The 24,008-nt window shown below is 57.1% G+C and carries 24 protein-coding genes; 10 read left to right on the top strand and 14 right to left on the bottom strand.

The annotated features are described in order from the left end of the window. Positions 1–186: 186 nt before the first annotated feature. Positions 187–669: a hypothetical protein gene (locus QMZ29_RS08480; RefSeq protein WP_025303100.1), complete on the bottom strand. Its 483-nt coding sequence runs from the start codon at positions 667–669 to the stop codon at positions 187–189. A gap of 785 nt (positions 670–1,454) precedes the next feature. Further along, positions 1,455–1,631, bottom strand: a complete 177-nt coding sequence (locus QMZ29_RS08470) for a GhoT/OrtT family toxin (protein WP_025303098.1) — start codon at positions 1,629–1,631, stop codon at positions 1,455–1,457. Between the two features lie 821 nt (positions 1,632–2,452). Here QMZ29_RS08470 and QMZ29_RS08465 point away from each other — a divergent pair. Then, positions 2,453–3,142, top strand: a complete 690-nt coding sequence (locus tag QMZ29_RS08465) for an alpha/beta hydrolase (protein ID WP_173889453.1) — start codon at positions 2,453–2,455, stop codon at positions 3,140–3,142. Between the two features lie 200 nt (positions 3,143–3,342). On the opposite strand, the gene QMZ29_RS08460 is transcribed toward QMZ29_RS08465, so the two are convergent. The 3 genes from QMZ29_RS08460 to yeaG all read right to left on the bottom strand — a co-directional run bounded on the left by QMZ29_RS08460 (position 3,343) and on the right by yeaG (position 7,244). Next, positions 3,343–3,573 carry a biofilm development regulator YmgB/AriR family protein gene (locus tag QMZ29_RS08460; protein WP_004932237.1) on the bottom strand — a complete coding sequence of 77 codons (231 nt, stop codon included), beginning with the start codon at positions 3,571–3,573 and terminating at the stop codon, positions 3,343–3,345. A gap of 335 nt (positions 3,574–3,908) precedes the next feature. Next, positions 3,909–5,177: a YeaH/YhbH family protein gene (locus tag QMZ29_RS08455; protein WP_004932234.1), complete on the bottom strand. Its 1,269-nt coding sequence runs from the start codon at positions 5,175–5,177 to the stop codon at positions 3,909–3,911. 132 nt (positions 5,178–5,309) lie between these two features. After that, positions 5,310–7,244: a protein kinase YeaG gene (gene yeaG / locus QMZ29_RS08450; protein ID WP_025303096.1), complete on the bottom strand. Its 1,935-nt coding sequence runs from the start codon at positions 7,242–7,244 to the stop codon at positions 5,310–5,312. Between the two features lie 42 nt (positions 7,245–7,286). Between yeaG and QMZ29_RS08445 the strand changes: the two genes are divergently transcribed. Together QMZ29_RS08445 and QMZ29_RS08440 are read left to right on the top strand one after the other, a co-directional pair. Then, positions 7,287–7,562 carry a hypothetical protein gene (locus tag QMZ29_RS08445; RefSeq protein WP_173889450.1) on the top strand — a complete coding sequence of 92 codons (276 nt, stop codon included), beginning with the start codon at positions 7,287–7,289 and terminating at the stop codon, positions 7,560–7,562. Between the two features lie 108 nt (positions 7,563–7,670). After that, positions 7,671–8,435: a MipA/OmpV family protein gene (locus QMZ29_RS08440; RefSeq protein ID WP_025303095.1), complete on the top strand. Its 765-nt coding sequence runs from the start codon at positions 7,671–7,673 to the stop codon at positions 8,433–8,435. A 94-nt stretch (positions 8,436–8,529) separates the two neighbouring features. On the opposite strand, the gene QMZ29_RS08435 is transcribed toward QMZ29_RS08440, so the two are convergent. Beyond that, positions 8,530–9,405 carry a D-hexose-6-phosphate mutarotase gene (locus tag QMZ29_RS08435; RefSeq protein WP_261424854.1) on the bottom strand — a complete coding sequence of 292 codons (876 nt, stop codon included), beginning with the start codon at positions 9,403–9,405 and terminating at the stop codon, positions 8,530–8,532. A gap of 83 nt (positions 9,406–9,488) precedes the next feature. After that, entirely contained in the window at positions 9,489–10,484 is a 996-nt protein-coding gene (gene gapA / locus QMZ29_RS08430; RefSeq protein WP_004932222.1) for a glyceraldehyde-3-phosphate dehydrogenase, read from the bottom strand. A 348-nt stretch (positions 10,485–10,832) separates the two neighbouring features. On the opposite strand from gapA, the gene msrB reads away from it, so the two are divergent. Together msrB and QMZ29_RS08420 are read left to right on the top strand one after the other, a co-directional pair. Beyond that, positions 10,833–11,246, top strand: a complete 414-nt coding sequence (gene msrB, locus QMZ29_RS08425; RefSeq protein WP_004932219.1) for a peptide-methionine (R)-S-oxide reductase MsrB — start codon at positions 10,833–10,835, stop codon at positions 11,244–11,246. A 63-nt stretch (positions 11,247–11,309) separates the two neighbouring features. Next, on the top strand, positions 11,310–11,582 hold the full coding sequence (locus QMZ29_RS08420; protein WP_025303093.1) for a YeaC family protein: 273 nt from the start codon (positions 11,310–11,312) through the stop codon (positions 11,580–11,582). Between the two features lie 42 nt (positions 11,583–11,624). Here QMZ29_RS08420 and chiD read toward each other — a convergent pair whose 3' ends face one another. The 4 genes from chiD to sppA form a co-directional block, all read right to left on the bottom strand. Continuing rightward, positions 11,625–12,902 (bottom strand): chitinase ChiD, encoded by a 1,278-nt coding sequence (gene chiD / locus QMZ29_RS08415; RefSeq protein ID WP_261424849.1) that lies wholly within the window; start codon positions 12,900–12,902, stop codon positions 11,625–11,627. Positions 12,903–13,135: 233 nt separating this feature from the next. Next, positions 13,136–13,768: a bifunctional nicotinamidase/pyrazinamidase gene (gene pncA, locus QMZ29_RS08410; protein WP_049203352.1), complete on the bottom strand. Its 633-nt coding sequence runs from the start codon at positions 13,766–13,768 to the stop codon at positions 13,136–13,138. 22 nt (positions 13,769–13,790) lie between these two features. Beyond that, positions 13,791–14,807: an asparaginase gene (gene ansA, locus QMZ29_RS08405; RefSeq protein WP_047730911.1), complete on the bottom strand. Its 1,017-nt coding sequence runs from the start codon at positions 14,805–14,807 to the stop codon at positions 13,791–13,793. A 93-nt stretch (positions 14,808–14,900) separates the two neighbouring features. After that, positions 14,901–16,757: a signal peptide peptidase SppA gene (sppA, locus tag QMZ29_RS08400; RefSeq protein ID WP_025303089.1), complete on the bottom strand. Its 1,857-nt coding sequence runs from the start codon at positions 16,755–16,757 to the stop codon at positions 14,901–14,903. 160 nt (positions 16,758–16,917) lie between these two features. On the opposite strand from sppA, the gene QMZ29_RS08395 reads away from it, so the two are divergent. The 5 genes from QMZ29_RS08395 (at position 16,918) to QMZ29_RS08375 (ending at position 22,006) form a co-directional block, all read left to right on the top strand. Beyond that, a complete protein-coding gene (locus QMZ29_RS08395) occupies positions 16,918–17,469 on the top strand; it encodes an NAD(P)H nitroreductase (protein WP_004932204.1) in 552 nt (183 codons plus the stop codon). Between the two features lie 157 nt (positions 17,470–17,626). After that, positions 17,627–18,670 (top strand): selenide, water dikinase SelD, encoded by a 1,044-nt coding sequence (gene selD / locus QMZ29_RS08390; protein ID WP_060433208.1) that lies wholly within the window; start codon positions 17,627–17,629, stop codon positions 18,668–18,670. Between the two features lie 8 nt (positions 18,671–18,678). Next, on the top strand, positions 18,679–19,788 hold the full coding sequence (gene mnmH, locus QMZ29_RS08385; RefSeq protein ID WP_261424844.1) for a tRNA 2-selenouridine(34) synthase MnmH: 1,110 nt from the start codon (positions 18,679–18,681) through the stop codon (positions 19,786–19,788). Next, positions 19,788–21,713, top strand: coding sequence for a DNA topoisomerase III (locus tag QMZ29_RS08380; protein WP_043142985.1), 1,926 nt, complete (start codon positions 19,788–19,790; stop codon positions 21,711–21,713). Before mnmH ends, QMZ29_RS08380 begins: the two co-directional genes overlap by 1 nt. Then, positions 21,710–22,006, top strand: a complete 297-nt coding sequence (locus QMZ29_RS08375; RefSeq protein WP_060433204.1) for a YnjH family protein — start codon at positions 21,710–21,712, stop codon at positions 22,004–22,006. Before QMZ29_RS08380 ends, QMZ29_RS08375 begins: the two co-directional genes overlap by 4 nt. 21 nt (positions 22,007–22,027) lie before the next feature. Here the strand turns inward: QMZ29_RS08375 and QMZ29_RS08370 are convergent, their stop codons facing one another. The 3 genes from QMZ29_RS08370 to QMZ29_RS08360 all read right to left on the bottom strand — a co-directional run bounded on the left by QMZ29_RS08370 (position 22,028) and on the right by QMZ29_RS08360 (position 23,954). Next, positions 22,028–22,429 carry a pyrimidine (deoxy)nucleoside triphosphate diphosphatase gene (locus QMZ29_RS08370; protein WP_261424995.1) on the bottom strand — a complete coding sequence of 134 codons (402 nt, stop codon included), beginning with the start codon at positions 22,427–22,429 and terminating at the stop codon, positions 22,028–22,030. 44 nt (positions 22,430–22,473) lie between these two features. Beyond that, a complete protein-coding gene (xthA, locus tag QMZ29_RS08365; protein WP_197764904.1) occupies positions 22,474–23,280 on the bottom strand; it encodes an exodeoxyribonuclease III in 807 nt (268 codons plus the stop codon). Between the two features lie 101 nt (positions 23,281–23,381). After that, a complete protein-coding gene (locus QMZ29_RS08360) occupies positions 23,382–23,954 on the bottom strand; it encodes an LOG family protein (protein ID WP_004932190.1) in 573 nt (190 codons plus the stop codon). Between the last annotated feature and the right edge of the window lie 54 nt (positions 23,955–24,008).

The following is a 24,008-nucleotide window of genomic DNA, read 5'->3' as shown; positions in this document are numbered from 1 at the left end:
CTTATCAGGTTGGTCGTTATCGGTGAGAACGCTTATCTTTATTCTGTGCATGGTCGGCTACTTGCTGTTGCTGGGCTACCTTAGCATGTTCGTCACGGACAAGATCTGTGAGAAGGCGGGCAACTTCACTAAAATATGCCGCGTCGTAGACATTTCCGAACCTCATATCCCCAAGTAGCAGTCTGTTTACCCCAGATAGTCGGTGGTAATCAACGGGGTCAGGATGGCCGCCAGCGCCATGAGCGCTCCCCATTGCCGCCAGCCCAGCCGCGCCAGCCAGTCATGTCGCTGCGGCGGCGTGGCCAACTGCCCGACGGCCACGCCGCCGGTCAGCAGCAGCGTCAGAATCAGCAGCACCAGGCCGCGGCTCACCAGCGTGAACTCGACATGCAGCACATTGGCGTAATAGAGGCGCATCAGAATAAAATAGCTCAGCAAGATCCAGGCGAAAACGACGTTCTTCCTGAGTACCTGCTGCAGCATCAACGCGATGAACAGGCTGTGAAAAAGCGACAGTAGCGGGGCCTCGATCGGATGCCGAACGCAGACGTTGTAGACCGCCATGTAAATGTTGAAAACCAGCAGGATATAGATCACGTAAATATACCAGCCGTAGATGACTTTGAGCTTTTTCGGGTTCGGCGGCAGGGAGAGTGCGTCCGGTTTCATTAATGCCTCCTGATGATGCCATGCAAACGCTGCGGTTGAAGACGACGCGGCGACATCGTAATTTTAAATCCACTGGGTATATATCACCCGTGCGCTAAATGACAATTAAACGCATGAACGGCTTTATTTCCGCGTTGACCTGGAACTCTTTGGCGCTTGCGGGGTCGATTAGCGTGCGAATGTCTGGCGGTTTTCCCGCCACAATGGAAGACGTAATACATTGATATGAGAGATTATAAAAACACTTCTGGCACAAAAATCCTGCTGCTGTTCAGCCTGACATTTTACACACTGTTGCCACCGTTGTTGACGACGGCCGTGTTCAACCGTTTCAATCTTAATCCGTTCGCGATCGTCAAATTTTTTCACTTTAACCCGTTTTTGGCCGATCGGGGCATACCCAGCTATCAGACTTTCTTCTATTTGCTGATGCTATGGTTGGGGTTCAATGTTTTGCTCTGGCTGCTGGTGTGGGGGGGAGGGCGACTGTATCAGCGCTGGCGAGCGCCGCGCGGCTGATAGTTTTCCAAAGGGAAAAAGTTGCGTGGGGAAATGACTTTACATTCAATAATGAGACGTATTATCATTTGTTTCGCCGGTGAGGGGAAAAGGGTTGTCTCCTTCTGTGCCCCCCGATCCGGCACGACATTGCTCACATTGCTTCCAGTTTTCATGCCAGCCTTGCGCTGGCGTTTTTTTATCCCTCGCCCAAAACCACGACGTCGGTGGTTAGCCTCATTTCATTAACACGATTGCTTAAAAGCCACCGCGCGGCATGGGGGGCGTTAGAACAGCGAAAACAGCAACACGACCGGCAGGCTCAACGGCCAGGTTAACCCGATGGTCACTGCGCTGATACAGCGAATTTTGACGGTGTCCCGGCTAACCAGGTAGGTGAAAACCATAGAAACTAAAAGACCAATAAAATAACAGTATTGCGTTGCAACCCACAGCGGCGACATGAAACCCGATCCCAATTGTATTTTTACGCGCGAATTCTAGGAGCTTGGCGGGGGATAATCAATGACCAAAGGCCGTTTATTCAAACCTTTATTCATAAGGACGCATAATTCATTTCTATAAAGAACGTGGGGTTATTAACGGCTTTACGTTTATTACCAAAAGAAATCAACAGTATAGTTACCGGTAACATTCTGCGTCAGGCAAGCCATCGTTTTGGAGGAACTCCGCTGAGCAGTAAAAGGGCCTGTGAGGGGGGGAAACGCGATGAGTCTATAATTCATAAAAATTAATGATGTATTTGCGGCAAAAAGGCTGAGGTGAAGTGCCGTTGTCCGTTCGCGAGCCCTTTAAGCGTCGGTTTTAGCGCATCGTAACGATGCGCCGCTGACGAGTCGGGAAGAGGGATTGTTGTCGTTGTAGGTTTAATGAATGTTAAGACCGTAGACGAACAGCCACGAAAACAGCAGCGCCAGCAGGCATGCCATAAAAACGATGGAGATCATTTCCTTCACAACTTCATTCCTTTTCCCGTGAGTCAAATTTACTTCTCTTTGTTTTTGCGCGAAATTTTAGATCGTCATGGGTAAAAATCCTAGTTTTAATCCCGTTTTTTTCTCTGGCATTGCGGCGTAAGCCGCGTCGATAGGCCGTGGCGACGCCGGAAAAGCAGGGGACGTTAACTCGTCGTAGCTATTGCTGAACGCTGTGGGGCTGACTATATAAAATAGGGACTGTGTGACGTCGAAGGCAGCCAGGCGTGTCTCTTAAGGGGGGCCGTTCATCTGTCTACGGCGCTTTCCTATGAGATGAGGAGTCGGCAATGAGCACAAACCCCACTATCGTGCTGGTACATGGATTCTGGGGCGGCGCCGCGCACTGGAGTAAGGTTATCATCGAGTTGTCACGCAGGGGCTATTCGGCGATTCATGCGGTAGAAATGCCGTTGACCTCGTTGGCTGAGGATGCGGAACGTACGCGTAAGATGGTCGCGCAGCAAGCGGGACCGGTAGTGTTGGTAGGGCACTCTTACGGTGGTGCCGTGATCACGGAAATGGGCAACCAGCCTAACGTGGTTGGCCTGGTCTACATCGCCGCGTTTGCGCCGGATGCCGGTGAAAGTGCCGGCGGTATTACGCAAGCGCATCCTCCTGCGGCAGTCGAGAATTTGACCCCGGACAGCGACGGTTATCTGTGGATCAAAACCGACAAGTTTCACGAAAGCTTTTGCCAGGATCTGACCGCCGACGAGGCGCTGGTGATGGCGGTGACGCAGAAGGCTCCGCTGGCTGATACCTTTGGTAACACCCTCGGTGAACCTGCCTGGAAACATAAACCGTCATGGTATCAACTCTCCAGCGACGATCGCATGATAGCCCCGGAGAATCAGCGACGTATGGCGCAGCGGCTGCAGCCTAAGAAAGTGATGGTACTCAATGCCAGCCACGCCTCGCTGGTCTCTCACGCCGAGGAGGTGGCGAGTTTGATTGACGAAGCGGCCGGTTCGCAATAAAGCAAGAGCCGAAAGGTTCTTCGGAATAAAAGGTGACAGACTATTCCTCCGCTGCCTATTACGCCGGGCTAAAGAGCCGGCGTAATAGGGGCCCATTAAGGATAAACGCTGATATCGCTATCGATATTAATGATTAACAGCATCATCAGCACGACGGCGGTGGCAATAATGGCGTAGATGTCTGCCTTACGCATATCGCCTTAACGCCCGTTAACCCCGATCATTTCTATTGCCGCACGATGCAGCCTCTGAAAATAATCATCGGGCTGTTTTTCTATCTCCTGGATAAGGCTGGCGAGCAGGTTCTGTTTGGTTATCGGCTTGTTGGCGGTCAGCACCAGAAGCACGTTTTTGCCGAGCAGGCAGCATATTTGCTTATGGTATTCATCAACGTCGTGTTTGTTGAGGCCATAGAGGGTGTAGTCGATCATGATGTTTAACCTGCTGACAGGTAGATGCCCGCCGCAGCGGGCTGAGAAGCCATAGAAAAATAAAATGAGGCAAATTTCGCTTAGGAAAGGTCTTAAGCGATGGGATAACGATAACTGAATGGGAATATTCCTATCAAGCCGTGTGGACGTGGAGGCGAATGTTTAGGAATAACCTCAGAAGAACAAATAATAGAGAGGGTCGTTCTGGGGAACGCGACTTATTATTGACATTGTTATTGTGTAAAAAACAAACACGGATGATGTAAATATAATGCGGAAAAGAAACAGCCGGAAAACGGCGTTTTCCGGCTGTGGTGACATTCACGCGATGTTATTCACACGGTCTGCTTGCGAAACAGTTCGCGGAATACCGGATAGATATCGTCCGGTTCGCGGATATGCTGCATGGCGAAGTTGTCGAACTTCGCCTGCAGATCCTCATATTCACGCCACAGCGTTTGGTGAGCGCGGCGAGTGATCTCTATGTAGCTATAATAACGCACCATCGGCAGGATCTTCTTCGCCAACAGTTCATGGCACAGCGGTGAATCGTCGGCCCAGTTGTCGCCGTCCGAGGCTTGCGCGGCGTAGATATTCCATTGCGCCGGGTCATAACGTTCTTCGACGACGTCGTTCATCAATTTCAGCGCACTGGAGACGATGGTGCCGCCGGTTTCCTGTGAATAGAAGAACTCCTGTTCATCCACCTCTTTTGCCTGGGTGTGATGGCGAATATAGACCACCTCAACGTTTTTGTAGGTTCGGCTCAGGAACAGATAAAGCAGAATGTAAAAACGCTTGGCCATGTCTTTGGTCGCCTGATCCATCGAACCGGACACGTCCATCAGGCAGAACATCACCGCCTGGCTCGAGGGCTCCGGCCGGCGCTCATAGTTTTTGTAGCGCAGGTCGAAGGTATCGATAAACGGCACGCTTTCGATTTTCTTGCGCAGTTCGGCAATTTCTTTGCGCAGCCGCTCCTCTTCCAGCAATTGCACGGGTTCGGTGTTTTCCAACTGGGTCAGCGCGTCTTCCAACTCGTGCAACGCGCGTCTTTTACCGGCGGTCATGGCGGTACGCCGCGCCAGCGAGTTCTGCAGCGAACGCACGACGCTGATGTTGGCCGGCACGCCGTTGGCGGTATAGCCGGCGCGATGGGTTTTGAACTCGGTCAATTGCTTGTACTGATTCTTCTTCAAGTTGGGCAGGGCGAGATCCTCGAACAAAAGATCGAGATACTCATCTTTGGATATCTGGAAGACGAATTCATCCTGGCCCTCACCGTCCTGACTGGCGTTCCCTTGGCCGCCGCCACCGCCTGCGCCGCCCTGAGGCCGCTCAACGCGATCGTTCTGCACGAAGTGGTCATTGCCCGGGTGAACGCGATGGCGAGTGCCGCCGCGCCCCTGATGAAACATCGGTTCGTTGATATCGTCAGTGGGGATGGAGACCGACTCCCCGCTGTCTACGTCGGTGACCGAACGCTTGTTGATGGCTTCGGCAATCGACTGTTTGATTTGCGACTTGTAACGGCGCAAGAAGCGCTGGCGGTTCACCATGCTCTTGTTTTTGCCGTTCAGCCGTCGGTCAATGAAATAGGCCATACTTCCCCCAAACGACGTTGCCAACTCTTCATGTCCCGGTCGCGGCAGCGCAATGTGCCAGCCCCTCCGTGGGCTGCGCTGCAACGTCCATGACTGTGGACATGGCCCTGATAATGCCGCTTACCTGAGGCGTTATGAGGATTTTCTGACCCGCAGATACCATTCACACAGCAGGCGCACCTGCTTGCGGGTATAGCCTTTCTCCATCATGCGGTCGACGAAGTCGTCGTGTTTTTTCTGCTCGTCCGTCGACGTTTTGGCGTTGAACGAAATCACCGGCAACAGCTCTTCGGTATTGGAGAACATTTTTTTCTCGATCACGGTGCGCAGCTTCTCGTAGCTGGTCCAGTTCGGATTGCGGCCGTTGTTGTTGGCGCGAGCGCGCAGCACGAAGTTCACGATTTCGTTACGGAAATCTTTCGGGTTGCTGATACCGGCCGGTTTTTCAATTTTTTCCAGTTCGGCGTTCAAAGACTCACGATCGAACAGCTGACCGGTATCAGGATCGCGATACTCCTGATCCTGGATCCAGAAGTCCGCGTAGGTCACATAACGGTCAAAAATGTTCTGTCCATATTCCGAGTAGGATTCCAGATAGGCGGTCTGGATCTCTTTGCCGATAAACTCGGCGTATTTCGGGATCAGATAGCCTTTCAGGTGTTCCAGGTATTTCTCGGCCAAATCCTGCGGGAACTGTTCGCGTTCGATCTGCTGCTCCAGCACATAGAACAGGTGTACCGGGTTGGCCGCCACCTCGGCGTGATCGAAGTTGAATACCCGCGAGAGGATTTTAAAGGCGAAACGGGTGGAGAGGCCGTTCATGCCTTCGTCAACCCCAGCGTAGTCGCGGTACTCCTGATAGGACTTGGCTTTCGGATCGGTATCCTTGAGACTTTCGCCGTCATACACGCGCATTTTCGAGTAAATGCTCGAGTTTTCCGGCTCTTTCAACCGCGACAGCACGCTGAACCGCGCCAATGTTTCGAGGGTGCCCGGTGCGCAGGGCGCGTGGGTCAGCTCACTGTGATCCAGCAGCTTGTCGTAAATTTTGATCTCTTCAGACACGCGCAGGCAGTAAGGTACTTTGACGATGTACACGCGGTCGAGGAACGCTTCGTTGTTCTTGTTGTTGCGGAAGGTCACCCACTCGGATTCGTTGGAGTGCGCCAGAATAATGCCGCTGAACGGCAGGGCGGAGATGCCTTCAGTGCCGTTGTAGTTGCCTTCCTGGGTCGCGGTCAGCAGCGGATGCAGCACCTTGATCGGCGCTTTGAACATCTCAACGAACTCCATAATCCCCTGGTTGGCGCGGCACAGGGCGCCGGAGTAACCGTAAGCGTCCGGATCGTTCTGCGCGTGGTTCTCCAGTTTACGGATATCCACTTTACCGACCAGCGCCGAGATGTCCTGGTTGTTTTCATCGCCCGGTTCGGTTTTGGCGATGGCGATCTGTTCCAGAATGGAAGGGCGCACCTTCACGACTTTAAATTTGGTGATGTCGCCGCCGAACTCATGCAGGCGTTTCGCCGCCCACGGCGACATGATAGTGCCGAGGTAGCGACTCGGGATGTTGAACTCTTTCTCCAGGATCGAGGCATCTTCCTGCGGGTTGAACAGGCACAGCGGATGATCGTTGACCGGGCTGCGCTCGCCATTGGCGCTGAGGGTGTAGATGGGCACGCGCTGCATCAACGCCTTAAGACGTTCTGCCAGCGAGGACTTACCGCCGCCCACCGGGCCCAGCAGGTAAAGGATCTGTTTCTTCTCTTCCAGGCCCTGCGCGGCGTGTTTCAGGTAAGAGACGATCTGTTCGATGGCCTCTTCCATGCCATAGAATTCCTCGAAGGCCGGATAGCGTGCGATCACGCGATTGGAGAACAGGCGCGACAGGCGTGATTCTAGCGCAGTGTCGACCATCACAGGTTCACCGATAGCCATCAGCAGACGTTCGGCCGCGTTGGCATAGGCACTGCGATCTTGCCGGCAAATGGTAAGAAATTCCTGCAGTGTGAACTCTTCGTCCTTGGCAGCTTCGTAGCGCTGGCGATAGTGGTCAAATATGTTCATGATGCCCGTCCTTTCGTTATTAGCACAGGTTAAAGAGAGCGTGTGATAGTGTTCTGGCCCCCGGAAGATGAGAATACGCCTGAGTACAGCAACCCGTATGCCAACTTGGTGCGCTTATTATCGCGAGTTGCGCTGTATGCCACTGGGCCCAGGATAAATTCGCCTTCTGATTTAAGCTTAGTTTGCTTGCCGGAAAATTTCCTGCCGCAGAAAAAGCTTTTTTTAAGTCATATCAATGACTCAGTTATTACCGTGTTAGCCAAATGCCTTGTCTGGCGCGGCCTGCGGGATAAAACGTCATCGATCCGCCATGATTAATTCATAATTCCGCTATAAGTTATTCGATCTTGGTCGTTTTCTATTGTAAAGATTAGGCGCGCAACTAAATTTTCACATAAACTATTGCGGCTATTAACCCTGTAATTTATGGAAAAAGAACCAGTGAAGATTTCAAAACTCAAAACGCTAGCAATTATCGCTTCCGCAATGGTTTGTGCGCAAAGTGCTCAGGCGGGGACCTGGTCACTTGGCGCTGCCGCGCTGGTTAGCCCGGACGCGTATCGCGGTTATCAGGACCGCGTTTATCCGGTGCCCGTCATCGACTATGAAGGTGATGACTTCTACTTCCGTACTCTGACCGCCGGTTACTACCTGTGGAAAGATCAAGAAAACCAGCTGAGCATCATGGGTTACTACACGCCATGGGGCTACCGTCCGGGCGACAGCGACGACGATCGCATGAAGCGCCTCGACAAGCGTCGCGGCACGCTGATGGCCGGCCTGGCCTATTCGCACAACGCGGAGTGGGGCACTATCCGTACTACTTTCACCGGCGACACGCTGAACAACAGCAACGGGCTGGTGGGCGATGTGGCTTACCTGTACAAGTTTGATCTGGACGCATTGACGCTGGTCCCGGGCGTGGGCGTAATGTGGAACAGCAAGAACCAGAACAAATATTACTACGGCGTCAGCGCCAATGAATCCCGCCGCAGCGGCCTGGATAGCTACACCCCAGGCGATAGCTGGGCACCGTATCTCGAGCTGAGCGCCAATTACCAGATCAACAAGAGCTGGAACGCTTTCTTCGTCGGCCGCTATGTGAAGCTGTCGGATGAAGTAAAAGACAGTCCGATGGTGGATAAATCCTACACCGGTTTGTTGATGACGGGTGTGAGCTACACCTTCTAATCACGCATTGCACGATTATCGTGCATGGCGTGCATTAAAAAGGGGCGCAAGCGCCCCTTTTGCACATCTGCAGTGCGCTGCCGCGCACGATCCCTCAGGCTTTTTTACGGCTGCGGAAGGTGACTCCCAAACGGGCGGGTTGCTCGCCGGCGGCGATCAGCGGTTTGCTGACGCGCCCGGTCTCGATACAAACCATGGTCTTGTAACCGTCGTTCGCCATATCCCCCATGCTGCAGGAGAGTTCTGCTCCGGGGTTCCAGGCGATGACGTCGCTCATATGATGGTGGTGAACCTCGATGGTGCGTGCGAGCGCCGGATCGCGGATCTGGCTGAAGGCCTCCGGGCGAGTATAGACACGGTCGGTTTGGCCGACGAAGGTCACTTCACCTGCCTGACGTGCCTCTGCACCGCCCGCCACCTTGTCGATATAAGGCTCGCCCAGACCCGCCACGCTGACCCGTTCGATGTCGCCGACCTGGAAGTAGCTATGTAGCGCCGCCGTGGCCTGATAATCGCCGTGCGATTCCAGTTCGATCTCGCACTCTGCACCCAGTTTGAAGCGGGCAATCAGCGTGAAGGCGTGCGGCCACAGTTTTCGGGTCTGCTCATTGTCTTTCAGCGTGAAGGTCAGAATGACGCCGTTGTCATCTTCATCGTGCGCCGTCAGGCTCCAGGGCTGGTTACGGGCAAAGCCGTGGGAGGGTTGCGCCACTGGACCGAACCACGGCCAGCAGATCGGTACCCCACCGCGGATGGCCTTGCCTTTGGCAAACGGGGTATTGTTGCTGAGCCAAATTACCGGCTGCTCACCGCTGGGCTGCCAGGCCAGCAAATGGGCGCCCTGCAGCGCGACGGCCGCGCGCACTTTCGGGTGCGAGACCACCACCACGCCCAGCTCATCGAGCTGACGTTGGCTGATGTAAGGTGAAAGCTGTTCGGAAACGGGCAGGGTGAAAATTTTCTCGTTCATTTCATGACCTATTGTTTGCCGGAGAGACAAATAAAAAAGGGCGACAAAAATGTCGCCCTCATTATCAGCTTAACATCATGCCATTACTTGGAGATGTGAGCGATCAGATCCAAAACCTTGTTGGAATAACCGGTTTCGTTGTCGTACCAGGAAACCAGCTTCACGAAGTTGTCGTTCAGTGCGATACCGGCTTTGGCATCGAACACGGAAGTCAGCACTTCGCCGTTGAAATCGGTGGAAACTACGTCGTCTTCAACGTAGCCCAGAACGCCTTTCATAGAACCTTCAGCGGCGTCTTTGATGGCTTTCTTGATTTCTTCGTAGGTAGCCGCTTTTTCCAGACGTACGGTCAGGTCAACAACGGATACGTTAGGCGTCGGTACGCGGAACGCCATACCGGTCAGTTTGCCTTTCAGCTCTGGCAGAACCACGCCAACCGCTTTCGCTGCGCCGGTAGAAGAAGGGATGATGTTCTGGGATGCGCCGCGGCCGCCGCGCCAGTCTTTGTGGGACGGGCCATCAACGGTTTTCTGAGTAGCGGTGGTCGCGTGAACGGTGGTCATCAGACCTTCAACGATACCGAAGTTGTCGTTGATGACTTTAGCCAGTGGCGCCAGGCAGTTGGTGGTGCAAGAGGCGTTGGACACGATGTCCTGGCCGGCATATTTGTCAAAGTTAGCGCCACGCACGAACATTGGGGTCGCATCTTTGGATGGGCCAGTCAGAACCACTTTTTTAGCGCCGGCGGTGATGTGTTTACGCGCGGTTTCGTCGGTCAGGAAGATACCGGTCGCTTCAGCAACCACGTCAACGCCTACTTCGTTCCACTTCAGGTTAGCCGGGTCTTTCTCTGCGGTAACACGGATGGTTTTGCCGTTAACAACCAGGTGGCCGTCTTTAACTTCTACCGTACCGTTGAAACGGCCGTGAGTAGAGTCATACTTCAGCATGTAAGCCATGTACTCTGCGTCCAACAGGTCGTTGATTGCAACGATCTCGATGTCAGAACGCTCTTGAGCAGCACGGAAAACAATGCGACCGATACGGCCAAAACCGTTGATACCTACTTTGATAGTCATATATTCCACCAGCTATTTGTTAGTGAATAAAAGGTTGGTTGTAAAATTACAAAAACCTTACCCAGCGTCAAGCGGAATCGTGTCAATTCTTGCGGCAAGTCAAACCAGAAGGGTGGTTTTGCACGCTTATTGCACAGTCCATTTGCGCTTGGCCTCATCCGTTATATGGGGACAAGCCGCCAAGTATAAAGTCAGCATACGCAAGATGTGTGATCGCTATCACATATCATCGTGACGTAGCCTTTATGGGCTACAGTTTAGGCCAAAAACCCCTGCAGCGGTGTTAATTTTTTGTTATTATTAATCATTGTTTTCGTTGACATTATCCACATTCAGAGATAAGCACAAATGGCTAAAGAGACAACCCCCGGTCATCCGGTCACGGAACTGAATGAAATCCAACGTTATGTGACGCAACAGCGTGGTACTGAAGCGCCGTTCAGCGGCAAATTGCTGCACAACAAGCGCGAGGGCGTGTACCATTGCCTGTGCTGCAACCAGCCGCTGTTCTATTCCGAAACCAAATACGATTCCGGCTGCGGTTGGCCGAGTTTTTATGAGCCGGTTTCCGCCGATGCAATCCGCTATCTTGATGATAATTCGCATAATATGCATCGTGTTGAAATCCGCTGCGGCCACTGCGACGCGCACCTGGGGCACGTTTTCCCCGATGGCCCGCAGCCGACAGGCGACCGCTACTGCGTCAACTCCGCCTCGCTGAGTTTCACCGATGGCGAAAATGGCGACCAAACGGCCGGTTAAGTGGTAATTTAACTAACAAAATCGATTCAGCTAATTATTCATCCGTAAGCGAGAAGGGCTCTGATGGACGTGAAAGATCTGATTGCGGCGATGACGCCCGAGATATACCAGCGCCTGGTACTGGCGGTTGAGCTGGGTAAATGGCCGGACGGCGTGGCGCTGACGCCGGAGCAGAAAGAAAATAGCCTGCAGGCGGTGATGCTGTGGCAGTCGATGCACAACGTCGATCCGCAGCACATGAGCATCGGCACCGACGGGCAGATTGTGATGAAGAGCAAGCAAGAGCTGAAACAGCAGTTCGTTGCCGAGCCGCTGGCTAAACTCAAACCGCAATAACGCGACCCTAAAGCGGGGCGATGTCGCCATCGCCCCGTCGACTCACCGTTTTTCGCCCTTAATCCCCAACGATTCCGCCAGCTGCTGTGCCAGCCGGTTGTTGTCGTCCGCGCCGTATTCCCAGAACATCGCACCGCCTAATCCCTGGCTTTTGATGTATTCGGCCTTGATGGCCACCGAACGCGGGTTCTCGTAGGAGATGGCAAACAGCGGCTTGCCTTCGGCGGATTGCAGCGTCAAGTATGGCACTTTGGCGTCGTCATCCCAGTGTTCGCGAAAACGATGCTGCGGATCGTTGAGCAATTTGCTGACGATATCGTGGTATTTAAAGTAAGTGTCTTTGCTGAGATCCAGCCCCAGCGCGTTGAACAGGGCGGTTTCGCGCGTGCTGAAGTCAGGCTGCGTCACCGGATGCTTGGCGGCGTCCGGTTTGTCCCAGTCGATGCCCGCCTCGGTCGCCCGTTTCGGCACCCGGCCGTAGAAACCGATGCCCAGGTTCATCTGTGCCGGTTTCAGTCCGGCAGCCAGATAATGCTTTACCACGAAATCGGCGCTGTAGCGGTCGGCGGCCGCCACGGTTGGCCAACGCGTTGAATCGTACAGGTTGGCATTGAAGTACTGTGTGCCGTAAGCCATGTCGTAAGTCATCAGATTGATGTAGTCGAGGTAAGGGGCAATGCTTTTCACATCGACCCATTCCTGTGGGCTTTTGACGTTGGCCCCGACGGCGATGGTTAACAGCTTGCCTTGCCCCAGCGCTTGGTGAAGCTCTTTCAGCAGCAGGGTGAAGTTATCGCGATCCGCCGGTTGGCTTTCCACCAGCCCCCAGGCGCCGTTCACCGGGTATTCCCAGTCCAGATCGATCCCATCCAGCCGGTACTGTGCGATCACCTGCAGCGCGGAGCGAATGAATATCGCCCGGTTTTCCGCGGTAGCGGCGGCGGCGGAGAAACCGCGTGCGCCCCAGCCACCGACTGACAGCAGCACTTTCAGCTCGGGGTTCTGTTTGCGCAGCACCGGCAGCCGTTGCAGATCGGCCGTGACTTTCGGCGACAGGTAGATCTGGTGGCGGCGAGCGGGGTCTTTCAGCGCCGCATTGGTTTCGTCTTTCTCGCCGTTGTAGATCAGGCCGAACGAATAGTTGAGGTGGGTGATTTGCGTGACGTCCAGCTTATCGATATCGCCACCGGGGCCGGCGGTGACGTCGCCGCCGCCGTTGAAGTAGCCGACGGAGAGATAGGCCGCCTGGGCCGTGCTTGCGCCAGCCATAGCCAATTGCACCGCCGCCAGCAAAGGCAGCAGTTTTCGGGTTATTTTCATGTCAGTCTCCTTGTGGTCGGCAAGGCCGACCGTACCGCCAGGGGCGGGCACAATAAAGCCGGGCTCAGTGGGCCCCGGATGCGTATAACCGATTGACGCCAAAAGCGTCGCAGTCATAACAGCAAAAGCGCCTGCCGGTCACAAGCCGTTGGGGAAGAAGAAAGGCGGTATTGTGAGCAGCGTCGATAATTTCGCCGCCGCGCAGAGAGGGCGCCGGTGGCGCCCGAGCGGATTTAGTTGGCGAGAAACTGTGACAGGGTAACTAGCTGCGCGCCGGCGCGCGCCATGTCCTGCAGCGCTCGCTCACTGTCGTCCGGCTGCAGATTCACGCCGCGGCAGCCGTCGACGATCACTTGCGTCGGATAGCCGGCAGCCAGCGCATCCAGCACGCTGAACTTCACGCAGTAGTCGGTCGCCAGGCCCATGACAGCCAACCGCCGGACGCCCTGCGATTGCAGCCAGCCGTGGAGTTCGGTTTGCGCACGGTGGCCGTTATCGAAGAACGCGCTGTAGCTGTCGATGTTCGTATCTTGCCCTTTGCGAAAGACGGCATTGATGTGTTGCCGCTGTAACTGGGGATGAAAATCGGCGCCGTGGCTCCCTTGCACGCAGTGCACCGGCCACCATACCTGCGGCAGGCCTTCCAGCTCACCGAGGGTGCCGACCTGCGCATCGGAGTTCACCGCAAAGCTGCGGTGATTGGCGGGGTGCCAGTCCTGGCTGGCCACCACCGGCTCGCCCCGCGCCAGGCAGGCGGCGATCGCCTGATTGGCGACCGGGATGACGGCGTCGCCCGCCGTGACCGCCAGCGCGCCGCCGGGGCAGAAGTCGTTTTGCAGATCGATCAACAACAGGGCCGTTTTCATCGCCGCTCCAGAGTTCAGTCGATTAACCGTTGATGCTCAGCTCGCCGCGCAGATCTTGCTGCATCAGGGCGCGGATTTGTTCCGGCGTCAGCGGCTGGCTCAACAGATAGTGCAGCTTGGTCAGGGCGGCTTCCACCGTCATGTCGAAACCGCTGATCACCCCGGCGTGCGCCAGCGCGTTGCCGGTGGCGTAGCCTTCCATATTGACGCGCCCGGAGATGCACTGCGTCAGGTTGACCACCACGATGCCGCGTTCGGAGGCCGCACGCAACTCGTCGATCAGCTCGGCCTTCTGCGGCGCGTTGCCGACGCCGTAGGAACGCAGGATCAGCGCCTTGACCGGCTGCAGCAGGAAGTTACGCACCACCGCGCCGGAAATGCCCGGATAGATAGTGACCACGCCGATCGGCTGCGGCGTGATGTCGTGCACCCGCAGAGCGCCGTTGCAAGCCGGGCTGTCGATGCCGTGCTGGCGACGAATGTGGATACCGGCTTCCAGCAGCGGCGGCAGGTTGGGTGAAGCGAAAGCGTCGAAGCCGTCGGCGTGCGCTTTGGTGGTGCGGTTGCCGCGGAACAGCTTGTTGTTGAAGAACAGGCTGACTTCGTTCACCGGATGGTTGGCTGCCAGGTACAATGCATTCAGCAGATTGGTTTGGCCATCGGAGCGCAGCTCCGCCAGCGGAATCTGCGAGCCGGTGACGATCACCGGCTTAGCCAGGTTCTCCAGCATGAAGGAAAGCGCCGAGGCGGTGAACGCCATGGTGTCGGTGCCGTGCAGGATCACGAAGCCGTCGTAGCGATCGTAGTTCTGCTTGATGTCGTCGGCGATGTGCTGCCAGTCTTCCGGCGTCATGTCCGAAGAGTCAATCAATGGCGCGTATTCATGAATGGTGAAATCCGGCATTTCCGGCCGATGGAATTCCGGCATCAGCGCCAGTTGGCGCTGCAGGTGGCCGGAAACCGGGATATAGCCGTGATCGGAGCGCTGCATGCCGATGGTGCCGCCGGTGTAGGCGACGTAAATGGATTTCTTTTGCATGGTCATGATTTTAACAAAGATAAGATGGGCTGAATTATAGGGGCATGGCGGCAGAAAAAAAGCCCGGCGATGGCCGGGCTGTAGAATTATTTGTTAGCGGACTTCTCCGCAGGTCAGACAGATCGCGTAACGGTTCTGCGGATCGTTCAAGTTATTGAACAAACCCGGCTGCTCTTTCACCGCATTGGCGACCGAGGCCAGCGGGGCAGGCAGCATGGCCTGAATCGCCGCCGGCAGCATGGCGTGAATGGAAACGCCGAACTGGCTGAGCACCATATCGCTCAGGCTCGGGGTATCGACGAACCAGTCAAGCTGCCACTGCTGCAGCTTCGCCAGCTCAGCGGCTTTCTTCACCGCGTCGTCGAAATCGCCCAACTGATCGACCAGGCCGTTGGCCTTGGCGTCGCTGCCGAGCCACACATGGCCCTGCGCGATTTGGTCAACCTGCTGCGGGGTCATCTTGCGTGATTTGGCGACCAGATCGAGGAAGTTCTTATACCCGTTTTCGATATTCAGCTGCATCATCTGTGAGAACTCCTGCGGCAACGCCTTGGTGACCGCGATATCGGCCAGCGGCGAGGTCGCCACGCCGTCGGTGTGCACGCCCAGCGTATCCAGGGTTTTCTCGTAGGTATTGATGATGCCGAAAATACCGATGGAGCCAGTCAGCGTACTCGGGCTGGCGATGATGTAGTCGGCCGGCGTCGAGACCCAGTAACCGCCCGACGCGGCCATGCCGCCCATCGACACCACCACCGGTTTGCCGGCGGCGCGCACGGCGGCCAGCTCGGAGCGGATCACTTCGGACGCGCTGACGCTGCCGCCAGGGCTGTTGACACGGAACACCACGGCTTTGATGGCCGGATCCAGACGTGCCTGACGCAGCTCGGCGGCGGTGGTGTCGCCCCCGACGTTACCCGGCGTCTGCGGGCCGTCCATGATGGCGCCGTTGGCGAAGACGACGGCGATCTTGCCGCCCTGGTTCGCGTCCGGTTTCGGCTGATAGTCGTAGATGCTGATGGCGTTGAAATCATTTACCTGTTTGTCCCAGCCGAAGGTCTTGACCAGCTGATTTTCGATCGCGGTGCGCGACGCCAACTCGTCCACCAGCTTGTTGTCCAGCGCATAGCGAGCGGTGTCGCCACCGGCCGCCTGCAGGCCGCTCAGCACGCCGGCGGCGCCTGGGAACAGCTGCTGCGGCGTCAGCTGGCGGTTGGCCGCGACGGTCTCCAGATAGTTCTGCCACAGGCCGCCAATCCAGCGGCTGTCTGCTTCGCGCGCCGCCGGAGACATATCGTCGCGGATCAGCGGTTCGACCGCCGATTTATAGGTGCCGACGCGGAAGATATTGGTGGTGACCTTGAGCATGTCCAGCAACGACTTGTAATACAGGTTGTTGGTGGCGAAACCGTGCAGATCGACCGCGCCCTGCGGCGACAGGTAGACCTTGTTGGCGTAGCTGGCCAGATAGTATTGCGTCTGGTTGTAGCTGTCGCCGATGGCGAAGATCGGTTTGCCGCTGTCGCGGAACTCGCGCAGCGCTTTGCCGATATAGCGCAGCGACGGCTGATCGGCGCCGACGAAATCATTCAGCTGCAACACCATGCCGGTAATGTTTTTGTCGTCTTTGGCCTTGCGGATGCTGTCGACTACGTCGAACAGCGAGTTTTCCTGCAGGCGGCTGCTGGAGGCGCCCAACAGTTCGCGGCCCCATTGCCGCACTCGGTTGTTTACCGAAGGCTGATCGACCACCACGCCGCTTAAATCGACCAGCAGCGCGCCGCGCGCCGGGGCCGTCGAGGTGGAGGAACTTTGGAAGGACAGATAGATGCCGACCCCAACCAGGATCAGCAAGACCAGGAACAGGTTAAGGATCAGTTCCCTGATAAAATTCAGCAGACGCCATGTCCACCGGAAAATGCCGGCAATAATTTGCCACAATGTGCGCATGTGCTCTCCAACAAGAGTCGAGAATGTTCCGCTATCCTAATGAGCGGCCGGGTAAATGTCAGCTTTAAATCGTGGCACACAGACGCTATCGCCGAGGCTGTAACTCGTCGTTTAGCTATGTTAACGTGGCCGGAATGAAAATTGTTATCAGGAGTTTACGATGGATGCTCTGGATCTTTTATTGAATCGTCGCTCGGCTTCGCGCCTGGCGGAACCGGCGCCGGCGGGGGAAGTGCGCCAAAATATCATCAACGCGGGCCTGCGTGCACCCGATCACGGCGCGCTGCAGCCGTGGCGTTTCGTGATGATCGAGAATCAGGGCCTGGAACGCTTCAGTCAGCTGCTGCAGGCGGCGGCGAAGCAGGATCAACTGGACGAGGCGGCGATCGAAAAAGCCACCAAGGCGCCGTTCCGCGCACCGCTGATCATCACCGTCATCGCGCACTGCACGGAAGAGACCAAAGTGCCGCGCTGGGAGCAGGTGGTTTCCGCCGGTTGCGCCGTGCAGGCGATGCAGATGGCGGCGCTGGCGCAGGGCTTTAACGGCATCTGGCGCACCGGCGCCTGGACCGAGCATGCGCTGGTGCGTGAAGCCTTCGGTTGCCGCGAGCAGGACGAGATCGTCGGCTTCCTCTATCTGGGGACGCCGCAGCTGAAGGCTGCCACCAAGGTGACGCCGCCGGACAGCACGCCTTTCGTCAGCTATTTCTGAGTTTTTTCCAACGGGGCGCGGTGAAAATGCGCCAAACCCCGCAAAATTGCATGGTTTCTGAGCAGGCCGTTCGCTTATCGGCGGCCCGCTCTTATCAATCCCCTCGGCAAGCGCTACCCTATGTTATCTTGAGTGCCGTTACCGAAGGGAGTGGACTATGACATCGCCAGCGATCCGTTTAACCCAGTACAGCCATGGCGCTGGCTGCGGCTGCAAAATCTCACCGAAAGTTCTCGAAACCATCCTGCATAGCGAGCGGGAAAAGTTTGTCGATCCGCGCCTGCTGGTCGGCAATGAAACCCGCGACGATGCGGCGGTGTACGATATTGGCAACGGCGTCGGTATCATCAGCACCACCGACTTCTTCATGCCGATCGTCGACGATCCATTCGATTTCGGCCGCATTGCGGCTGCCAACGCCATCAGCGACGTGTACGCCATGGGCGGCAAACCGATCATGGCGATCGCCATTCTCGGCTGGCCGATCGCCAAGCTGCCGCCGGAGGTGGCGCAGCAGGTGATCGACGGCGGCCGCTTCGCCTGCCAGCAGGCGGGGATCGCGCTGGCCGGTGGCCATTCCATCGATGCACCGGAACCTATTTTCGGCCTGGCGGTGACCGGCGTGGTCAATACCGAGCGGGTGAAGAAAAACAGCGCGGCACAGGCCGGATCAAAACTTTATCTGACCAAGCCGTTGGGCATCGGTGTGCTGACGACCGCCGAGAAGCAAAGCAAGCTGCGCCCTGAGCATCAGGGCCTGGCGACTGAAGTGATGTGTCGCCTGAATAAACCGGGTGCTGATTTTGCCGAGGTGGCGGGCGTCACAGCGATGACCGACATCACCGGCTTTGGCCTGCTGGGTCACCTGAGCGAGGTATGCCAGGGCTCCGGTCTGCAGGCGACGGTCTGGTTTGATCGGGTGCCGAAACTGCCGGACGTCGAGGAGTATATCGCCGAGGGCTGTGTGCCGGGCGGCACCGGGCGCAACTTCGACAGCTATGGCCATCTGGTGGGCGAGATGAGCGATTTGCAGCGCCAGCTGCTGTGCGATCCGCAAACCTCCGGCGGCTTGCTGTTGGCGGTATTGCCGGAGGCGGAAGCGCAGGTGCTGGCGATTGCCGAACAGCACGGTATCACGCTCAACGCTATCGGTGAATTGCATGTGGCATCGGCCGATAAGCCGCTGATCGAGGTCGCGTAGTGTCCAACATGCAAGGAAGGGCGGACAGCGACGATTACCAACGCATTTTCCTGCAGGACGTGCCGCTGATTGACGTGCGCGCACCGATCGAGTTTCAGCAGGGCGCCTTCGCTCAGGCACTGAATCTGCCGCTGATGATCGACAGCGAACGCCAGGCGGTCGGCACCTGCTATAAGCAGCATGGGCAACAAGCGGCGATCGCGCTCGGCCACAGCCTGGTGAACGGCAAACTGCGCGAACAGCGCACCGCCGCCTGGCTGGCGGCCTGCGCAGAGTGGCCCGAAGGCTATATTTACTGCTTCCGCGGCGGGCTGCGCTCGCAGCTGGTGCAGCAATGGCTGCATGAGGCCGGCGTCGAGTACCCGCGTATCATTGGCGGTTATAAGGCGCTGCGCAATTATTTGCTCGGCGTGCTGGCGCAAAGCGCGGCATTGCCGATGGCCCTGGTGGGCGGCAATACCGGCAGCGGCAAGACGTTGCTGGTCAACGAACTGGCCGACGGCGTCGATCTGGAAGGCGTGGCGCGCCATCGCGGTTCATCTTTTGGTCGAACGCTGGCGGGCCAGAGCTCGCAGATCGATTTTGAGAATCGTCTGGCTGTGTTATTGCTGAAAAAACAGCATGGTGGCAGCCGCCGTTGGGTGCTGGAAGACGAAGGGCGGATCATCGGCAGCAACAATCTGCCGCTGCCGCTGTTCAATGGGATGCAGCAGGCGCCGGTGGCGGTGATCGACGATCCGTTCGACATTCGTCTGGCGCGTCTGCAGGCGGAATATATCGACGGCATGCGCGAACAGTTCGAACAGGCCTATGGTGTGGAAGACGGCTGGCGACAGTACGACGACTATCTGCACCACGGTCTGTTCGCCATACGCCGCCGCCTGGGGCTGGAACGCTTCCAGCAGCTGACGCAACGACTGGAAGCGGCGCTGCGGACACAGCGGCTCAGCGGCCAGGGCGAGGCGCACCGCGAGTGGCTGGCGCCCCTGTTGCAGCAGTACTACGATCCGATGTATTGCTATCAGTTGGAAAAGAAAGCCCAGCGGATTGTCTTCCGTGGGAACTATGCAGAAGTAAGAGAATTCTTGATGACGTTCAGCCAGAAAAACGGTGAATAATGCGACTGTTCATAGCCGAGAAACCGAGTTTGGCGCGCGCCATTGCCGACGTCTTGCCCAAGCCGCATCGCCGCGGCGACGGGTATATCGCCTGTGGCAACAACGACGTGGTGACCTGGTGCGTCGGCCACCTGTTGGAGCAGGCTCAGCCTGACGCTTATGACAGCCGCTATGCGCGCTGGTCGTTGGCGGATCTGCCGATCATTCCCGAAAAATGGCGGTTGCAGCCGCGGCCTTCGGTCAGTAAACAGCTCAACGCCATTAAAAAGTTGCTGCTTGAAGCCGATGAAGTGGTTCACGCCGGCGACCCGGATCGCGAAGGGCAACTGCTGGTGGATGAGGTGCTGGACTACCTGGATTTGACGGCGGAGAAGCGCCAGAACGTGCGCCGCTGTCTGATCAACGATCTCAACCCGCAGGCGGTGGAGCGCGCGGTCGAGCGGCTGCGCGACAACCGAGACTTTATCCCGCTGTGCGTGTCTGCGCTGGCACGTTCGCGCGCAGACTGGCTGTACGGCATCAATATGACCCGCGCTTATACGCTGCTGGGCCGCAACGCCGGTTACGACGGTGTGCTGTCGGTGGGCAGGGTGCAGACGCCGGTGCTGGGATTGGTGGTGCGGCGCGATGAAGAGATCGAAAACTTCGTGCCGAAAGACTTCTTTGAGGTCAAAGCGCACATCGTTACGCCGAAAGAAGAACGCTTTGTGGCGCTGTGGCAACCCAGCGACTCCTGCGAGCCTTATCAGGATGAAGAGGGGCGTTTGCTGCACCGGCCGTTGGCGGAGCACGTGGTCAAGCGCATCGAAGGCCAGCCGGCCCTGGTCACGTCTTATAACGATAAACGGGAATCAGATACCGCGCCGCTGCCGTTTTCGCTCTCCACGCTGCAAATCGAAGCGGCCCGGCGTTATAACCTCAGCGCGCAACAGGTGCTGGACGTTTGCCAGCGGCTGTACGAAACCCACAAATTGATCACCTATCCGCGTTCCGACTGTCGCTATCTGCCGGAAGAGCATTTCGCCGGCCGCCACGCGGTGCTGAACGCCATCAGCGTGCACCAGCCTGAACTGTACCCGCAGCCGGTGATCGACAGCGATCGCCGCAACCGCTGCTGGGACGATAAAAAGGTCGATGCGCACCATGCCATCATTCCCACCGCCCGCGCCGGCAAGATTAATCTGACGCAGGATGAACGGAACGTGTATGGACTGGTGGCGCGCCAGTACCTGATGCAGTTTTGTCCGGATGCGGTGTTCCGCAAATGCGTGATCGAGCTCGATATCGCCGGCGGCAAATTCATCGCCAAGGCGCGTTTCCTGGCGGAAGCCGGCTGGCGCACGCTGCTGGGCAGCAAGGAGCGCGACGAGGAAAACGAAGGTGCACCGCTGCCGGTGGTGGCCAAGGACGATGAGCTGCTGTGTGAGCGCGGTGAAGTGGTGGAGCGCCAGACGCAGCCGCCGCGGCCGTTTACCGACGCCAGCCTGCTGTCGGCTATGACCGGCATCGCGCGATTCGTACAAGATAAAGCGTTAAAGAAAATCCTGCGGGCGACCGATGGTTTAGGAACGGAAGCGACGCGAGCGGGGATCATCGAATTGCTGTTCAAGCGGGCGTTTCTGTACAAGAAGGGACGCTATATTCACTCCAGCGAAACCGGGCGCGCGTTGATTCATTCGCTGCCGGATCTTGCTGCGCGCCCTGATATGACGGCCAACTGGGAAGCCACGCTGACGCAAATCAGCGAGAAATCCTGCCGCTATCAGGACTTTATGCAGCCGTTGGTCGGCACGCTGCAAGAGCTGATTTATCAGGCCAAGCAGAGCCGGGCGAGCATGGCGTTTCGTGGATTGCCGCCGCCGCCCTCCAGCGGAGGCAAAAAACGCAGGAAAAGCGCCGGCAAGGCGCAGGAGAAGAGTGAATGAAGCGTGGACTCACAGGGGTATTGGCTGCCGCTGCCCTGATGTTTTCCGGCCTGGCGGTCGCCAATCGCGGCGATGTGGACGTGGTGTTACCGGTTTCGCCGGAGATTTGGGGCACGGCCAAAAGCGGCGTCAACCCGCCGCCGGCACAGCCCTGCAACCGCTGTTGCGTCTACCAGAATCAAAACTATTCCGAGGGCGCGGTGCTTAAAGTGGAAGGGGAAGTGCTGCAGTGCGTGCGTGAGCCTAACACCATCGGCACCAACCCCTTAATTTGGGTGCGATTGAAGAAGTGACGATGTAACCTGTCGCCGCGTTCAGCGTGAATCGGCTTGCGCGGCGATATAGCCCGCCAGCAGTGGAACGTCAGCGGGTGCCAGAGCGTATTCCTGCGCCTGTTGCGGCGTGACCCAGACCAGCGCCGAGTGGCAGCGCTGTTGCAGTTCACCGGAGAACTCCGCGACTTGCCAGGCGTGCAGCCGGATGAGGCGTTCGCCTTGCTGCCACTGATTGCTGCCCACATAGTTGCCGATACGGGCGCAAATTCCCAATTCTTCATCCAGCTCGCGCGCCAGCGCCTCTGGCTGGCTTTCGCCGGCTTCAACCTTGCCGCCGGGGAATTCCCACAGACCGGCCTGGTCGCTGCCTGCGCCGCGCTGGGCCAGCAAAATGCGGCCATTTTTTTCCAGAATGGCGGCTACCACGTCGATAATTTTCATTGGCTTCACAGAGTAAAACCCCGGCGAGCGCCGGGGTGATGGGGTTACAGCGTAAATTCCGCCCAGACCGGTGCATGGTCGGAAGGTTTCTCCATACCACGGGTTTGGTAATCGATGCCGGTGGCGATGCAGCGCGAAGCCAGCGGGGTGCTGGCGAGCAGCAGATCGATACGCAGGCCGCGGTTGTCGTCGAACCCTTTGGAGCGGTAGTCGAACCACGAGAATTCGTCGCTGCGCCCCGGGTTGGCGTGGCGGTAGGTATCCACCAGGCCCCAGTTCAGCAGGCGGTCCATCCATTCGCGCTCTTCCGGCAGGAAGGAACACTTGCCGGTGCGCAGCCAGCGTTTACGGCTGTCTTCGCCGATGCCGATGTCATAATCGCTGGGGCTGATGTTCATGTCCCCCATGATCAACACCGGGGATTCCGCCGACAGCTGCTGCTCCAGGTAGTTTTGCAGATCCTGATAAAAGCGTGTTTTAGCCGGGAATTTGATCGGATGGTCGCGGCTTTCACCTTGCGGGAAGTAGCCGTTGATCACCGTCAGCGTGCCCTGTGGCGTAGCCAGATCGGCCATGATGATGCGACGTTGCGCGTCTTCTTCATCGGTCGGGAAACCGCGGCGCACGGCCAGAGGCTCCGCTTTGGTCAGCAGCGCAACGCCGTAATGGCCTTTTTGCCCGTGATAGAACACGTGATAGCCGTGCTGGCTGACGTCTTCCAATGGGAACATGTCATCGTGAACTTTAGTTTCCTGCAGACCGATCACGTCGGGCTGGTGCTGTTCGATAATTGCCGCCAGCTGATGCGGACGCGCGCGCAGTCCATTGATATTAAAAGAGACAAACTTCATGAGCGGTGCCGTTTTCACGAGAAAAATGTGCTGTGATAGTAGCAGAGTTTGGCGGGAAATGTAACGCAGACAGCGGCGGGGCCGCTGACTGCGCAGCGGGTTTATTTCGCCCAGCGGTCGTAATTTTTAGGCTGATAGTCGTCAAACTGTTGCAGCAGCGTTTGTGCCGATTCACTGATGTGCAGGGTGCCGAGATAGTCGTGGCGCATAAAGCCCTGATCGGCGACGTGCTCGAGGAACTGGCTCAGCGGGCGGTAGAATCCGTTGACGTTCAGCAGGCCGACCGGTTTGTTGTGATAGCCGATTTGCCCCCAAGTCCAGATTTCAAACAGCTCTTCCAGCGTGCCGATGCCGCCGGGCAGGGCGATAAAACTGTCCGCCAGCGCCGCCATACGGGCTTTGCGCGTATGCATATCGGGCACCACTTCCAGTTCGGTCAGGCCGCGATGCGCCGTTTCCGCTTCAACCAGGCGCTCGGGGATAATGCCGACAGCTTCACCGCCCGCTGCCAACACGGCGTCCGCCACGATCCCCATCAATCCTTTTTTGCCGCCGCCGTAGATTAAACGGCGCCCCTGTGCGGCCAGCAGCTGCCCCAGTTGACGAGCCTGCTCGGCATAAGCGGGATTGACGCCTTCGCTGGCGCCACAAAAAACGCAAATATTGTTTCGCATCCACCTGTTCCTTACTGCACTAAAGAAGCCAGTGGTATAGCGAATTGTCGGCCG

Source organism: Serratia sp. PF-27 (genome assembly GCF_030053255.1).
Taxonomy (GTDB): Bacteria; Pseudomonadota; Gammaproteobacteria; order Enterobacterales; family Enterobacteriaceae; genus Serratia; species Serratia bockelmannii.
Note: the sequence above shows the minus strand (reverse complement) of the source record. Positions and strands in the feature narration are given on the sequence as shown.